Source organism: Duganella sp. Dugasp56 (assembly GCF_047304105.1).
GTDB lineage: Bacteria > Pseudomonadota > Gammaproteobacteria > Burkholderiales > Burkholderiaceae_D > Rugamonas > Rugamonas hordei.
In genome coordinates, this window is the sequence record NZ_JBGLYQ010000006.1 from 63361 (window position 1) to 78323 (window position 14963).

Sequence of the window (14963 nt, forward strand, 5' to 3'; positions counted from 1 at the left end):
CTGCAATCATAAATAATGCTGATACCGGTCATAGCTGTTGGTGAAAATACCTACTTAAATGAAAGAATTGGTCTGATAAAATCGCAAGCTATCCGACAGCACAAAACAGGAAGGCCGCACAGCATGGATTCGTCACTTGAGAAAAAAGAAGAACTTCGCCAACAATTGCGCCTCGCGGCGCTCGAATACCACGAGTGCCCGACGCCCGGCAAGATCAGCGTCACGCCGACCAAGCAACTGACCAACCAGCGCGACCTGGCGCTGGCCTACTCGCCGGGCGTGGCCGCGCCGTGCGAGGAAATCGTCATCGACCCGGCCAACGCCTATAAATATACGGCGCGCGGCAACCTGGTGGCGGTCATCACCAACGGCACCGCCGTGCTGGGCCTGGGCAATATCGGCCCGCTGGCGGCCAAGCCGGTGATGGAAGGCAAGGGCGTGCTGTTCAAGAAGTTCGCCGGCATCGACGTGTTCGACATCGAGATCAACGAGATGGACCCGGACAAGCTGGTCGACATCATCGCCTCGCTGGAGCCGACCTTCGGCGGCGTCAACCTGGAAGACATCAAGGCGCCCGAGTGCTTCTACATCGAGCGCCAGCTGCGCGAGCGGATGAAGATCCCGGTGTTCCACGACGACCAGCACGGCACCGCCATCATCGTCGGCGCGGCCATCATGAACGGCATCCAGTACGTCGGCAAGGACATCGCCAACTGCAAGCTGGTGGTGTCGGGCGCCGGCGCGGCCGCGCTGGCCTGCCTGGACCTGATCGTCGACCTCGGCTTCCCGCTGGAAAACATTTACGTGACCGACCTGGCCGGCGTGGTCTACAAGGGCCGCACCGAGCTGATGGATCCGGACAAGGAACGCTTCGCCCGCGACACCCCGGCCCGCACGCTGGCCGAAGTGATACACGACGCCGACATCTTCCTCGGCCTGTCGGCCGGCGGCGTGCTCAAGCAGGACATGGTCAAGGCCATGGCGCCCAACCCGCTGATCCTGGCGCTGGCCAACCCGAATCCGGAAATCCTGCCGGAAGACGTCAAGGCCGTGCGCGGCGACGCCATCATCTGCACCGGCCGCTCGGACTATCCGAACCAGGTCAACAACGTGCTGTGCTTCCCCTACATCTTCCGCGGCGCGCTCGACTGCGGCGCCACCACCATCACGCGCGAAATGGAAATCGCCGTGGTGCACGCGATCGCCGAGCTGGCCCACGCCGAGCAGTCCGACATCGTCGCCACCACCTACGGCTTCAGCAACCTGTCGTTCGGCCCGGAATACCTGATCCCGATGCCGTTCGATCCGCGCCTGCTGATCAAGATCGCCCCGGCCGTGGCCAAGGCGGCCGAGGATTCCGGCGTCGCCACCCGTCCGATCAAGGACCTGCAGGCGTACGCGGACAGCCTGCAGCAGTTCGTCTACCGCAGCGGCACCTTCATGAAGCCGCTGTTCCAGGTGGCGAAGAAGACCGCCGCCGAGCTCAAGCGCATCGTCTACGCCGAGGGCGAGGAAGAGCGCGTGCTGCGCGCGGTGCAGGTCATCGTCGACGAGAAGCTGGCCCGTCCCATCCTGGTCGGCCGTCCGGCCGTGCTGGAGACGCGCATCGCCAAGTTCGGCCTGCGCCTGAAGCAGGGCGTGGACTTCGACGTCATCAACCCGGACCACGACGAGCGCTACCGCGAATACTGGCAGGCCTACTACGAGCTGACCAGCCGCAAGGGCGTCACCCAGGAGTACGCCAAGCTGGAAATGCGCCGCCGCCACTCGCTGATCGGCGCCATGATGATCAAGAAGGGCGACGCCGACGGCATGATCTGCGGCACCTTCGGCACCACCCAGCTGCACCTGCACTACATCGACCAGGTGCTGGGCCGCCGCGAGGGCGCCTGCGTCTACGCCGCGATGAACGTGCTGATCATGCCCGAGCGCCAGCTGGTGATGGTCGACACCCACGTCAACGAAAACCCGGACGCCAACGAACTGGCGGCCATCACCGTGATGGCGGCCGAGGAAATGCGCCGCTTCGGCCTGTCGCCGCGCGCGGCGCTGCTGTCGCACTCGAACTTCGGCTCGTCCAACAGCGAGTCGGCGCAGAAGATGCGCGCCGCGCTGGAGCTGGTCAAGCTGCGCGACCCGACCTTGGAAGTGGACGGCGAAATGCACGGCGACACCGCGCTGGACTCGAAGCTGCGCAATTCCATCATGCCGGGCTCGACCCTGACGGGCGACGCCAACCTGCTGGTGATGCCGAACATCGACGCCGCCAACATCGCCTACAACCTGGTCAAGACGGCGGCCGGCAACGGCATCGCGGTCGGCCCCATCCTGCTCGGCTGCGCCAAGCCGGTGCACATCCTCACGCCGTCGGCGACGGTGCGCCGCATCGTCAACATGACCGCGCTGTGCGTGGTCGACGCGGTGGCCCAGCGCAAGGCTTAAGCGTTTCCAGCCCATGCGGCCGAGGAGGGCCGGACCGACACCGGTCCGGCCCTTTTTTGTTGATCTGTAACAAGATGTAAGGGATGTAATTGAGACATTTGGTGAGAAGTGCGCCACATGCGCTCTGTTACAATACGCGGCTTGTCGAGTCTTTAACGAATTTGGATTGTATTCACCATGCAGAAAATAAAAAAAGCCCTGGTGACGGGGATCACCGGCCAGGACGGCGCATATCTGGCGGAACTGCTGCTGGAAAAGGGTTACGAAGTCACCGGTACCTATCGTCGTACCAGCTCGGTCAATTTCTGGCGTATCGAGGAACTGGGCATCCAGTCGCACCCGAACCTGAACCTGGTGGAATACGATTTGACCGATCTCGGATCGAGCATCCGCCTGCTGCAGAACGCGCAGCCGGACGAAGTGTACAACCTGGCGGCGCAAAGCTTTGTCGGCGTCTCGTTCGAGCAGCCGGTGACCACGGCGGAAATCACCGGCGTCGGTCCGGTCAACCTGCTGGAAGCAATCCGCATCGTCAATCCGAAGATCCGCTTCTACCAGGCGTCGACCTCGGAAATGTTCGGCAAGGTGCAGGCCGTGCCGCAGAAGGAAGATACCCCGTTCTACCCGCGCAGCCCGTATGGCGTGGCCAAGCTGTATGCCCACTGGATGACCGTGAACTACCGCGAATCGTATGGCATCTTCGGCTGCTCCGGCATCCTGTTCAACCACGAGTCGCCGCTGCGCGGCCGTGAATTCGTCACCCGCAAGATCACCGACTCGGTGGCCAAGATCCACCTGGGCCAGCTCGACGTGCTCGAACTGGGCAATATGGACGCCAAGCGCGACTGGGGCTACGCCAAGGAATACGTCGAAGGCATGTGGCGCATCCTGCAGGCCGACCATCCGGACACCTACGTGCTGGCCACCAACCGCACCGAGACCGTGCGCGACTTCGTGACCATGGCGTTCAAGGCCGTCGACGTCGCCATCGAGTGGAGCGGCGCGGCCGACCATGAAATCGGCACCTGCAAGAAGACCGGCAAGGTGCTGGTGCGCGTCAATCCCAAATTCTATCGTCCGGCCGAAGTGGAGCTGCTGATCGGCGATCCGGCCAAGGCCCTGGCGGACCTGGGCTGGAAGCCGAAGACCACGCTGGAGCAGCTGTGCCAGATGATGGTCGAGGCCGACCTGCGCCGCAACAAAGCCGGCTTCTCCTTCTAAGGCGGCGACGATGGCCGCCGAAGGTGCAGGCAAGCGCGCGCTGATCACCGGCCTGGCGGGCTTCACCGGCCGCTACGTCGAACAGGAACTGCAGGCCGCCGGCTACGAGGTGTACGGCACCATCACCCCCGGTCATGTCCCCGGCGAGCGTCAGTTCGCCATCGACCTCAACGACCGCGCCGCCATGGCGGCCATGGTGCAGGAGGTGCGGCCGGACGTGGTGGCCCACCTGGCCGCCATCGCCTTCGTCGGCCATGGCGATGTCGAACAAATCTACCGCGTCAACGTGGCCGGCACCCGCAACCTGCTGGAGGCGCTGGCCGCGCTGGAGCAGAAACCGTCGGCCGTGCTGCTGGCGTCGAGCGCCAACATCTACGGCAACACCGACGTCGGCGTGATCCACGAGGACGTGCCGGCCGCGCCGGCCAACGACTACGCGGTCAGCAAGCTGGCCATGGAATACATGGCCAGGCTGTGGCAGGACAAGCTGCCGTTGATCGTGGCCCGTCCATTCAACTACACCGGCGTCGGCCAGCACGAGAATTTCCTGCTGCCGAAAATCGTTGGCCACTTCCGCCGCAAGGCCGCCGACATCGAGCTGGGCAACCTGCACGTGTGGCGCGACTTTTCCGACGTGCGCATGGTCGCTGCCAGCTACCGCAAGCTGCTGGCAGCCCGCCCCGCGACCTCGGGACTAGCCTTCAATATCTGCTCCGGCCACGCGTATTCGCTGGGCGAGGCGCTGGACATGATGGCCGACATCGCCGGCTACAAGATCAACGTCCACGTCAATCCGGCCTTCGTGCGCGCCAACGAAGTGGTGCGCCTGGTCGGCGACAACAGCCGCCTGGTGGCCGCCACCGGCCCGTTGGCGCGCGTACCGCTGGCCGACACGCTGCGCTGGATGTATTCGGCGTGAGCGCCGCCGTATCCGGCGAGGCCTTGCGCATCGGCCTTTCCACCACCACGGCCGAACCGGCGCTGACCGGCGGCCGCCTGGACGGCATCGGCGTCTACAGCCGCGCCCTGCTCGAACACCTGCCGCATGCCGGCGTCGAAGTGCTGCCGTTTTCCTTTGCCCCGCCGGGCGATGCGCGGCGGCTGACGGTCGGCCGCGCGCTGCCGCTGTCGTTTCCGCTGGCGACGCTGGGCGATTTGCTGCTGCCGTCTTCGGTGCATCTGAACGTGAGCCGCGCGATGGGCAGGAACGCGCCGCCGCTGGACCTGTTCCACGCCACCGACTACCGTATCGTGCGCATGGATTGCCCGGTGGTGGCGACCTTGCACGACGCGCTGCCGATTTCGCATCCCGAGTGGTGCAGCCCGAAAATGCGCGGCGTGAAGAACTGGCTGCAGGCCAAGGCCGCGCGCAAGGCACAGCATGTGATCACCGGCTCGCATTACTCGATCCGCGAGCTGGTCGAATGCTTCGGCGTCGACGAACGCAGGATCAGCGTGGTGCACCACGGCGTGCGCGCCGAGTGGTTCGACGCGCCGCCCGTCGAAGCGCGCGACGCCACGCTGGCGCAGTACGGCCTGAACGCCGGCTACTTCCTGTTTGTCGGCACGCTGCAGCCGCGCAAGAACGTCGAGCGCCTGCTGCAAGCCTATCTGGCGCTGCCGCCGGTGCTGCGCTCCGCGCGCCAGCTGGTCATCGTCGGCGCGCCGGGCTGGCGCAGCGAAGAACTGGTCAAGCGCATCAAGGCCGCGCAGCAGCAGGGCGAAAACGTCATCTGGCTCGACAAGCTGACCGACGACGCCCAGTTGCAACACCTGTACGCGGGCGCGGGCGCCTTCGTGTTCCCGTCGCTGCACGAGGGCTTCGGCCTGCCGCTGGTGGAGGCTTTCGCCAGCGGAGTGGCGGTGGCCACCTCCAACGCCACCTCGCTGCCGGAAGTGGCGCAGGGCGCGGCGCTGGAATTCGATCCGCTGTCGGTGCCGGAAATGACCGCCGCCATGACCACGCTGGTGCGCGACGACGCCGTCCGCAGCCGTTGTATCGCCGCCGGCCGCCGCCGCGCGCTGGAACTGACATGGGATGAAGCGGCGCGCCGTACCGTCGCCGTGTATCGTCAAGTCTTATCCCACTAAATCCTTTATGCGCGTCCTCCATTTCTACAAGACCTACTATCCCGATACATGGGGCGGCATCGAGCAGGTGATACGCCAGCTGTGCGTGGGCACCGGCCGCCTCGGCGTGACCAACGAAGTGCTGACGCTGACGCGCGACAGCGGTCCGGCGCAGATCGAGTTCGAAGGCCACACCGTGCACCGCGCGCCGCTGGATTTCGAAATCGCCTCGACCGGTTTTTCGTTCGCGGCCATCCGCAAGCTGGCGCGCCTGGCGCGCGAGGCGGACGTGATCCACTATCACTTCCCGTGGCCGTTCATGGACCTGGCGCACTTCATGGCGCGCATCGACAAGCCGAGCGTGGTCACCTACCACTCGGACATCGTGCGGCAGAAGAACCTGCTGCGCGTATATGGCCCGCTCAAGCGGCAGTTCCTGCGCAGCGTCGGCACCATCGTCGCCACCTCGCCCAACTACCTGGCCTCGTCGCCGGTGCTCAAGCGCTTCGAGCACAAGACCCGCACCATCACCTATGGCCTGGACAAGACCATTTATCCCAAGCCTTCCGAGGCGGTCAAGGACAAATGGCGCGCCCTCTGCGGCGAGCGCTTCTTCCTGTTCGTCGGCGTGCTGCGCTACTACAAGGGCCTGCACATCCTGCTCGACGCGATGGCCAACCTCGACTATCCGGTGGTGATCGTCGGCGCCGGCCCGATCGAGCAGGAGCTGAAGGAGCATGCGCAGCGCCTGGGCCTGGCGCACGTGATGTTCGTCGGCGCGGTGGAGGAGGAAGACAAGGTCGCGCTGCTGGAGCTGTGCTACGCGTTGGCTTTCCCGTCGCACCTGCGCTCGGAGGCGTTCGGCATCTCGCTGCTGGAAGGCGCGATGTACGGCAAGCCGATGATCTCCAGCGAGATCGGCACCGGCACCACCTACATCAACATCGACAACGAGACCGGGCTGGTGGTGCCGCCGGACGATCCGCAAGCCTTCGGCGAGGCGATGCGCACCCTGTGGGAGCAGCCCGAACGCGCCGCCGAAATGGGGCGCCGCGCCGAAGCGCGCTACTGGGAGCTGTTCACGGCGCGGAAAATGGCCGAGAGCTATGCCGCGCTGTACCATGAGCTGGCCGATGGCCGGGAAGCGGGCCGCAAGCGCGCTGTTTGATCTGGCGCAAGGGTTGTCCCGGCACGCGCGGCTACCATGGCAGTCGAACTCCGCGCTCTGGCCACGGTCCCCAGAGATGACGCTACCATGATGGCGCCAACCGCTGTGCGACGCAACGACGTCGTCCGGGCGGGAGTTCACCACCGTGCTCCGCGGGTTATACGCAGGTTACAATACCTGCCACCATCCTGAATTACGGAGTACCGCGTGCGCTGCCTGGTCATCGAAGACGAAGCCGAAACCTCCAATTACATCTGCAAGGGACTGCGCGAGGCGGGCTATCTGGTCACGTCCTGCGACAACGGGCCCGAAGGACTGGACCTGGCCGTCGGCGACGACTGGGACGTCATCATCCTCGACCGCATGCTGCCCGGCCGCGTGGACGGCCTGACCATCGTCGACAAGCTGCGCGCGCTGGGCAAGGCCACGCCCGTCATCATCGTCAGCGCCATGACCACCATCGACGCCCGCGTCTCCGGCCTGCGCGGCGGCGCCGACGACTACCTGTCCAAGCCTTTCGCCTTCTCCGAGCTGCTGGCGCGGGTGGAAGCGCTGCTGCGCCGCAGCGCCCCCGGCGCCGACAGCTCGCAGCTGCAGGTGGCGGACCTGAAGCTGGACCTGCGCACCTTGCGCGTCACCCGCGGCAGCAAGGTCATCACGCTGCAGCCGCGCGAATACCGGCTGCTCGAATACCTGATGCGCAATGTGAATCAGGTGGTGACCCGCACCATGCTGCTGGAATCGGTGTGGGACTATCACTTCGACCCGCAGACCAATGTCATCGACGTGCAGATCAGCCGCCTGCGGGCCAAGGTCGACAAGGATTTCCCCGTCATGCTGATCCATACGCTGCGCGGTGTCGGCTACCGTATGGGGGCGGCGCCGCCGGAAGACGGCACGGAGCGCGGGCTTGCTTAAGCTGCCATCGTTGCCTGCATCATCGATCGCGGCCAAGCTGGTGCTGGGCTACGGCCTGCTGGGCACGGCCTCCATCGTGCTGGTGTCGGCGGTGTTCTACACCGGCACCGTCGGCGTGCTCGATCGCGACATCGACGGCAAGATCGTCGCCCAATCGGACCGCCTGATCGAACATGCGGGCAGGCGCCATCGCGGCGTGCTGCTGGCCGAAGTGCGGCGCCAGCTGGACGACGGCATCGACAGCGACCGTGAAATCTTCCAGCTGCTGGACGCCGCCGGCGCTCCGGTGGCCGGCAACCTGGGCACGTGGCCTGCGGTCGACGCCGTCGCCGCCGCCGATGCCGACACTCCGCCGCTGGTCAGCGCGGTGGTCACCCGCAACGGCCGTCCCACCACGGCGCGCCTGTACCTGCGGCCGCTGGACGGCGGCGGCGTGCTGATCGTCGGCCGCGACCTGAGCGAACAGGAGGAGGTGCGCGACGTGATCTGGCGCGCGCTGCTGGCCGGCGCCGGCGTGTCGCTGCTGCTGACGGTGGCCGGCGCCCTGCTGTTCCGGCGCACCATCGAGAGCCGCCTGGGGGCGATCCGCCGCACGGCGGCGCAGATCGAGACGGGCGACCTCAGTCCGCGCGTGCCGGTCAGCGGCAACGACGAATTCGCGCTGCTCAACCGCGACATCAACCGCATGCTGGACCGGATCGAACTGCTGATGGAAGGCGTGCGCCACGTGTCGAACGCCATCGCCCACGACCTGCGCACGCCGCTGAGCCGCGTGCGCAGCAAGCTCGATGACGCCTTGCGCCACCAGGCCACGGTGCCGGGCCTGAGCGGCGCCGCGCACGCCGCCATCGACGATATCGACGACCTGATACGCCTGTTCGAGCGCCTGCTGCAGATCGCCGAGGCTGAATCGGGCATGCGCGCGCGCCTGTTCGAGCGGCTCGACCTTGGCCACGTCGCCGCCGACATCGGCGAGATGTACGAAGCCAGCGCCGAGGACAGCGGCGTGACGCTGACGGTGGACGCGCCCGAGCACCTGTACGTCGACGGCGACCGCAACCTGCTGGCCAGCGCCGTCGCCAGCCTGCTGGACAACGCCATCAAGTATGCGGGGCAGGGCGCCGCGATCCGCGTGCGCGCCGGCCTGTATCACGGCCAGGCCTCGATCGCCGTGCACGACAACGGCCCCGGCATCCCGGAGACGGAGCGCGGCAAGGTCACGCAGCGCTTCTACCGCCTCGACGACAGCCGGCATATGCCCGGCAACGGCCTGGGACTGGCCATCGTCAGCGCCACCGCCATGTCGCACGGCGGCTCGCTGGTGCTGGAGGACGGCGCGCCGGGACTGGTGGCGCGCATCCTGCTGCCGGTCGCGCTGTAGTTTTCCTGTAGCTCTCCTATCGGTAATGCGGCTGCAATCTTGCGGCAAGCCGGGGGCAGCTAACATGGGGCGATCTTCACAGGATCATCCCATCATGCACGATTTAAGCGACATCGCCGATTGGCTGCAGCACCATCCCATCTATCACAACTCGTCGGTGCACAGCACCTTGCCCGACCCCGTCTTCGTCACGCGGGGCGAGAGCGTGGTGTCCTTCAGCACCAACAACTACCTGGCGCTGGCCAATCATCCGCGCCTGGTGGATGCGGCCAAGCAGGGCCTGGACCGCTACGGCGTGGGCAACTGCGAATCGCGTCTGCTGGGCGGCGACCTGGAGGTGTACCGCACGCTGGAAGCGCGGCTCGGCGCCTTGAAGCACAAGAGCGACGCGGTGCTGTTCGTGACCGGCTACATGGCCAACATCGGCGTGCTGTCGTCGATCGTCAAGGCGGCCACGCTGGCGCGCCTGCACGGCTTCCGCGCGAAGCGGCGCCACAAGTACGCCTACTATTCGGACGAGTTCAATCACATCAGCATCCGCGAGGGGATACAGATGTCCGGCGCGCTGCGCTACAACTACCGCCACTGCGACATGAACCACCTGGAGTCGCTGCTGCAGGCCGGCGCAGGCGAGGGCACCACGCCCATCATCGTCAGCGACGGCGTGTTCAGCATGGAAGGCACCATCGCGCCGCTGCCGGAGCTGGTGGCGCTGGCCGAGCGCTACGGCGCGCTGCTGTACATCGACGACGCCCACGCCACCGGCATCCTGGGCGCCAACGGCGGCGGCACGTCGGAGCACTTCAATTGCTACAGCCCGTGCATCATGCAGATGGGGACCTTGAGCAAGGCGCTCGGTTCGATCGGCGGTTTCGTCGCCGTCGAGCGCGACGTGGCGGACGTGATCCGGCTGACCAGCTCCGCCTACGGCTTCACCTGCCCGCCGCCGCCGGACCAGGCGGCCGCGCTGCTGGCGGCGCTGGATCTGCTGGAGGAAGAACCGCAGCGCCGCCAGCGCCTGTGGGACAACCAGCGCTACTTCATCGAACGGATGGCGCCGCTGGGCTACACCATCATGTCCACCGCCACGCCTATCGTGCCGGTGCTGATCGGCGATGCGGAAACCTGCCAGCGCTATGCGATCGCGCTGCGCAAGGAGGGCATCCATGTCGATGCGATCCAGTTCCCGGCGGCGCCGGTCGGCCAGGCGCGCCTGCGCTTCATGATGAACGCCGGCCATACCAGGGCGCAGATCGACCACCTGGTCAGCGTGATGGCCCAGCTGGCGGGGCGCCAACCGCGCCTGGTGGCCTGAAGTTCAGGCCGGGGCCGGAGCGACGGTCTGTTCCGCCCAGCGCTGCTTGACTTCGAGCAGCGCCGGCATCTGCGCCAGGAACAGGTCGACCAGCTGCGCGTCGAAGTGCTTGCCGCGCTGCTGTTCCAGATACTCGACAGCCTTCTCCAGCGGCCACTCCGGCTTGTAGGGGCGGGCCGACGTCAGCGCGTCGAACACGTCGGCGATGGCGACGATGCGCCCCACCAGCGGTATCTGTTCGCCGGCCAGGCCGTTCGGATAGCCGCTGCCGTCCCACTTTTCATGGTGCGTCATGGCGACCGCGTGCGCCATAGCCAGCATGCCCTGCGCGTGCCGGCCGATGATGTCGCCGCCGATGGTGGCGTGCGATTGCATCACCTTCCATTCTTCCGGATCGAGCGCGCCGGGCTTGCGTAGGATGCTGTCCGGGATGCCGATCTTGCCGACATCGTGCATCGGCGCCGCGTGCAGCAGGTCGTCGGCCTCGGCCTCGCTCATGCCGGCCGCGCGGCCGAGAATGCGCGAGTAGTGGCTCATGCGGATCACGTGCAGGCCCGTTTCGTTGTCCTTGTACTCGGCGGCCAGGCCCAGGCGCTGGACGATTTCGAGCCGCGTCTGTTTCAGTTCGTCGGTGTGCACCAGCGACAGGTGGGTGCGCACGCGCGCACGCACGATGGGCGGGCTGACCGGCTTGGTGATGTAGTCGACCGCGCCGGCCTCGAAGCCGATCACTTCGTCGTCGGGGTCGCTGAGGGCGGTGACGAAGATGACGGGGATGGCGGCGGTGGCCGGATCGGCCTTCAGTTTGACGCAAGCTTCGTAGCCGGTCATCCCCGGCATCATCACGTCGAGCAGAATCAGCTGCGGCTTTTCCTGGCGCGCCAGTTCCAGCGCGCGCGGGCCGTCCTTGGCGAACAGCAGGCGGTATTGGTCTTGCAGGATGTGGCGCAGCAGCTGCAGGTTGCTGGCTTCGTCGTCGACCGCGAGGATCAGCGGCTGGTTGGGTTGGTGGGTGGTGATCATGGGTTCTCCGTGGCCAGGCTGGCCAGCAACTCCTGCAGCGCGCCTTGCGCCAGCGGAAAGTCGAAATCGTTCAGGGCATTCTGCAGCTCGGCCAGCTGCTGCGTTTGCGCGGCGGGCGCTCCGGCCAGGCTGGATGCGAGTTCCGTCAGCTTGGAGTCGTCGAGCGCGCCGCGTTGCAGCGACGGCAGCAGGGCCGACGCTTTCTGGCGCGTGGCTGCAGGGTCGTAAGTCTTGACGTCGCCAACCGCCGCGCCGCCAGCGCCTGCGCTCGCACCGGCCCCAGCGCCAGCATCTGCGGCGGCCGTGCCGCCCGCCGCCACGGCGGCGTGGATGGCGCTGAGCGCGGCGTCCAGCTGAGCCGTCAGCGTGCGCTGGGCCCGCGTCAGCTCGGTGTTCAGGGTGCCGCCGTCGTGCGGCGAGCCGCATAGTTTTTCAATCTGTCCCAGTGTGGCGGTCAGCTGCTCCAGGCCAAGGTTGGCGGCCACGCCGCGTATCTTGTGGCACCACGCCTGCGCGTCGTCCAGGCGCACATCGCTGGTGGATGCGAGCAGCTTGCCCAGCGTGGTGGCGGCGCTGGTGTAGTCTGCGGCAAAGCGTTTCAGCGCTTGCTGGTACACCGGGAGCTGCCCGGACCACCGCTGCAGGCCGGCCTTCTGGTTCAATACCCGCTGTCGCACCGGCGCATCCGGCGCGGGCGCGGCCGGCTCCAGCGCCGGCAGCTTCATCACCCGCGCGATCTCGTGCGACAGCGCGTGCCAGTCCACCGGCTTGGACGCGAAACCCTGCATGCCCGCCGCGCTGCTCGCTTCGCGGTGCGCCGCCAGCACGCTGGCCGTCATCGCCACGACTGGCAGTGCCGGCGCCTGCGTTGCGCGTTCGCGCTCGCGGATCGCGCGGGTCGCGGCCAGGCCGTCCATCTGCGGCATCTGCACGTCCATCAGCACCACGTCGTAGCGCCGTTCGGCCGTCAGGCGCACCGCCTGGGCGCCGTCGCAGGCGGTATCGAGCGTGTGGCCACGTTTGGCCAGCAGCAGCGACAGCAGCTCCAGGTTCTGCGGCACGTCGTCGGCCGCCAGGATGTGCAGCGGCGGCAGCGGATAGTCGACGCGTTCGCCGCCTTGCGCCACATCGTTGCGGGCCGGCTCCAGCGGCAGCGTGACGTGGAAGGTGGTGCCCTCGCCGGGCGCGCTCTCGGCCCAGATCTTGCCGCCCATGAGCGCCACCAGCTGGCGGCTGATGGTGGTGCCCAGGCCGGTGCCGCCGAAGCGCCGCGTCATCGAGGCGTCGGCCTGGGTGAACGGATCGAAGATCGCATCGAGCCGCTCCGGCGCGATGCCGATGCCGGTGTCCTGCACGGCGATGTGCAGCTGCCCCTGCCGCACGCCGGCGTGCAGGCCGACCTTGCCGGCCGCGGTGAACTTGATGGCGTTGTCCAGCAGGTTGCCCAGGATCTGGCGCATGCGCAGTTCGTCGCCGTGCAGCCAGGCCGGCAGCGCAGGATCGTAGACGATGTCGATCGTCAGCCCCTTGCTGCGGGCGTTGCTGCCGAAGGTGGAGGCCAGTTCGTCGATCAGCCCGAGCAGGCTGTAGTCGTCAGGTTCCAGTTCCATCGCGCCCTTGTCCAGCTTGGCGGTGTCGAGGATCTCGTTGAGCAGGCGTAGCAGCGAACGGCCTTCCTTGCGCACGGTGTCGAGGTGGCGGCGCTGGCTGTCATCGAGTTCGGTGTCGAGCAGCACGTCGGTGAAGCCGAGGATGGCGTTCATCGGCGTGCGGATTTCATGGCTCATGTTGGCGACAAAGCTGGCGCGGGCCGCCGCCGCCTGTTCGGCCGTCTCCTTGGCCTTGCGCAGTTGCTGCTCCATCTCGCGCCGCTCGCTGATGTCGAGGATCACGCCGTCGATCCAGCGTATCGTCGGATCGCTCTCGTCCTGGGTGACGGCGCCGTGCTCCCACATCGCGCGCACGCTGCCGTCGGCGTGCCGCAGGCGGTACTCGACCTGGTAGGGCGACAGCGCGGCCACGCTGCGGGCGATCTCCTCGGCCACGCGCGCGCGGTCTTCCTCGCAGATCAGCGAGCCGAGGGTGCGGGTGCGATGCTCGCCGACGAAATCGCTGGCGGGATAGCCGGCCACGCGCTCGATGCCGTCGCTGACGAACACCGGCGGCGCGTCGAAGCGCATGCTGCTGCGGAAGGAAATGCCGGGGATGTTGCTGATCAGCGAGCGGAATTGCAGCTCGCTGTCGCGCAGCGCCTGCATGATGGCGCGCCGCTCGCTGATGTCGGTGATGAAGAGGACGAACAGGTCGCGCTGGGCCAGCCGGGCATGGCCCAGCGCGCGGCGGATAGGCAGCGTGCTGCCGTCCTTGCGCAGGGCGATCACTTCGCTGCCTTTGCCCGGCGCGCCGGCCTCGCCGGTGCGCAGGTAGTTGAGCAGGCCGTCGTGTTCGGAGCGCTGGACGTCGGCCATCAGTATGCGGATATTGCGGCCTACGATTTCGCCGCGCGTCCAGCCGAAGATGCGCTCGGCCGACGCGTTGAACTCATGGATCACGCCGTCGCGGTCGACCGTCACCACGCCGTCGACGGTGGTGGTGAGCAGGGCGCGCATCCAGCTTTCGCTCTCGCTTTTTTGGCGGAACAGTTCACGGTAGCGCAGCAAGCCGTTGGCCGACATGATGAAGATGGTGATGGCGACCGTGATCAGGGTGATCGCCAGCGCCAGGAAGGTGCTGCCATGCTGGGGTGCGGCGCTGCCGGGCGGCAGCTGGCCGACGAAGCGTGCCGCCGCCATGCCGGTGTAGTGCATGCCGGCGATGGCGCAGCCCATGACGCTGGCGCTGATCAGACCCAGCGTCCTGCCGCTCACACGGGCGCGCAGCGTGCGCAGGCCGAAGCGTATCCACAGGGCCAGCGTGGCCAGCACCACGGCCACCACGATGGACAGGCCGAACATCAGCGGATCGTAGCGCAGGTCCAGCGCCGTGCGCATGGCGGCCATGCCGGTGTAGTGCATGGCGCCGATGCCCGCGCCCACCAGGATGCCGCCGACGATCAGCGACGCGGCGTTGATGCGCTGGCGGCTGATGATGGAAAGTGCGATGTAGGACGCGCCAAGGCTGGGCAGTACCGACAGCATGGTCACGCCCTGGTCGTAGTCGACGGCGGTGCACAGGTCGAAGGCCAGCATGCCGATGAAGTGCATCGACCACACGCCGCAGCCGAGCGCCAGGCTGCCGGTGCACAGCATGATGGTGCGCAGTCCGCGCGTGCCGGCCGATTGCGCCTGCGCGGCGACTTGTAATCCCATCCATGATGAGAAGATGGCAACCATTATCGACAGCAGCACCAGCGATGGCGTGTAGGTTCCGTAGTGGATCAGCGCCGAGTTGTCGGGAGGAGAGAACAGTTGCATCATGGTAGAAGA

The 14963-nt window shown here is 66.8% G+C and carries 10 protein-coding genes; 8 read left to right on the top strand and 2 right to left on the bottom strand.

Annotated features, from left to right (window positions below):
- Positions 1-123 precede the first annotated feature (123 nt).
- The 8 genes from ACCD07_RS05440 to ACCD07_RS05475 all read left to right on the top strand — a co-directional run bounded on the left by ACCD07_RS05440 (position 124) and on the right by ACCD07_RS05475 (position 10515).
- Positions 124-2442 carry an NADP-dependent malic enzyme gene (locus tag ACCD07_RS05440; protein ID WP_176652325.1) on the top strand — a complete coding sequence of 773 codons (2319 nt, stop codon included), beginning with the start codon at positions 124-126 and terminating at the stop codon, positions 2440-2442.
- A 177-nt stretch (positions 2443-2619) separates the two neighbouring features.
- On the top strand, positions 2620-3663 hold the full coding sequence (gene gmd / locus ACCD07_RS05445; protein WP_176652326.1) for a GDP-mannose 4,6-dehydratase: 1044 nt from the start codon (positions 2620-2622) through the stop codon (positions 3661-3663).
- Positions 3664-3673: 10 nt separating this feature from the next.
- Positions 3674-4582: a GDP-mannose 4,6-dehydratase gene (locus ACCD07_RS05450; protein ID WP_413446735.1), complete on the top strand. Its 909-nt coding sequence runs from the start codon at positions 3674-3676 to the stop codon at positions 4580-4582.
- A complete protein-coding gene (locus tag ACCD07_RS05455) occupies positions 4579-5754 on the top strand; it encodes a glycosyltransferase family 4 protein (RefSeq protein ID WP_413446736.1) in 1176 nt (391 codons plus the stop codon). The genes ACCD07_RS05450 and ACCD07_RS05455 overlap by 4 nt, the downstream gene beginning before the upstream one ends.
- A 7-nt stretch (positions 5755-5761) precedes the next feature.
- A complete protein-coding gene (locus ACCD07_RS05460; RefSeq protein ID WP_353401154.1) occupies positions 5762-6901 on the top strand; it encodes a glycosyltransferase family 4 protein in 1140 nt (379 codons plus the stop codon).
- Between the two features lie 207 nt (positions 6902-7108).
- Positions 7109-7819 carry a winged helix-turn-helix domain-containing protein gene (locus ACCD07_RS05465; RefSeq protein WP_413446737.1) on the top strand — a complete coding sequence of 237 codons (711 nt, stop codon included), beginning with the start codon at positions 7109-7111 and terminating at the stop codon, positions 7817-7819.
- On the top strand, positions 7812-9200 hold the full coding sequence (locus tag ACCD07_RS05470; RefSeq protein ID WP_413446738.1) for an ATP-binding protein: 1389 nt from the start codon (positions 7812-7814) through the stop codon (positions 9198-9200). Before ACCD07_RS05465 ends, ACCD07_RS05470 begins: the two co-directional genes overlap by 8 nt.
- Before the next feature lie 94 nt (positions 9201-9294).
- Positions 9295-10515, top strand: a complete 1221-nt coding sequence (locus tag ACCD07_RS05475) for an aminotransferase class I/II-fold pyridoxal phosphate-dependent enzyme (RefSeq protein ID WP_176652331.1) — start codon at positions 9295-9297, stop codon at positions 10513-10515.
- 3 nt (positions 10516-10518) lie between these two features.
- Here ACCD07_RS05475 and ACCD07_RS05480 read toward each other — a convergent pair whose 3' ends face one another.
- Complete coding sequence (locus ACCD07_RS05480; RefSeq protein WP_176652332.1) at positions 10519-11538, bottom strand: HD domain-containing phosphohydrolase; 1020 nt, start codon at positions 11536-11538, stop codon at positions 10519-10521.
- Positions 11535-14954 carry an MHYT domain-containing protein gene (locus ACCD07_RS05485; protein WP_413446739.1) on the bottom strand — a complete coding sequence of 1140 codons (3420 nt, stop codon included), beginning with the start codon at positions 14952-14954 and terminating at the stop codon, positions 11535-11537. Before ACCD07_RS05485 ends, ACCD07_RS05480 begins: the two co-directional genes overlap by 4 nt.
- Positions 14955-14963: the final 9 nt, after the last annotated feature.

Excerpts from the sequence above, each read along its gene's own strand:
- gmd (WP_176652326.1), top strand. The coding sequence starts at position 2,620 with ATGCAGAAAATAAAAAAAGCCCTGGTGACGGGGATCACCGGCCAGGAC.
- ACCD07_RS05475 (WP_176652331.1), top strand. The coding sequence starts at position 9,295 with ATGCACGATTTAAGCGACATCGCCGATTGGCTGCAGCACCATCCCATC.
- ACCD07_RS05460 (WP_353401154.1), top strand. The coding sequence starts at position 5,762 with ATGCGCGTCCTCCATTTCTACAAGACCTACTATCCCGATACATGGGGC.
- ACCD07_RS05485 (WP_413446739.1), bottom strand. The coding sequence starts at position 14,954 with ATGATGCAACTGTTCTCTCCTCCCGACAACTCGGCGCTGATCCACTAC.
- ACCD07_RS05450 (WP_413446735.1), top strand. The coding sequence starts at position 3,674 with ATGGCCGCCGAAGGTGCAGGCAAGCGCGCGCTGATCACCGGCCTGGCG.
- ACCD07_RS05480 (WP_176652332.1), bottom strand. The coding sequence starts at position 11,538 with ATGATCACCACCCACCAACCCAACCAGCCGCTGATCCTCGCGGTCGAC.
- ACCD07_RS05440 (WP_176652325.1), top strand. The coding sequence starts at position 124 with ATGGATTCGTCACTTGAGAAAAAAGAAGAACTTCGCCAACAATTGCGC.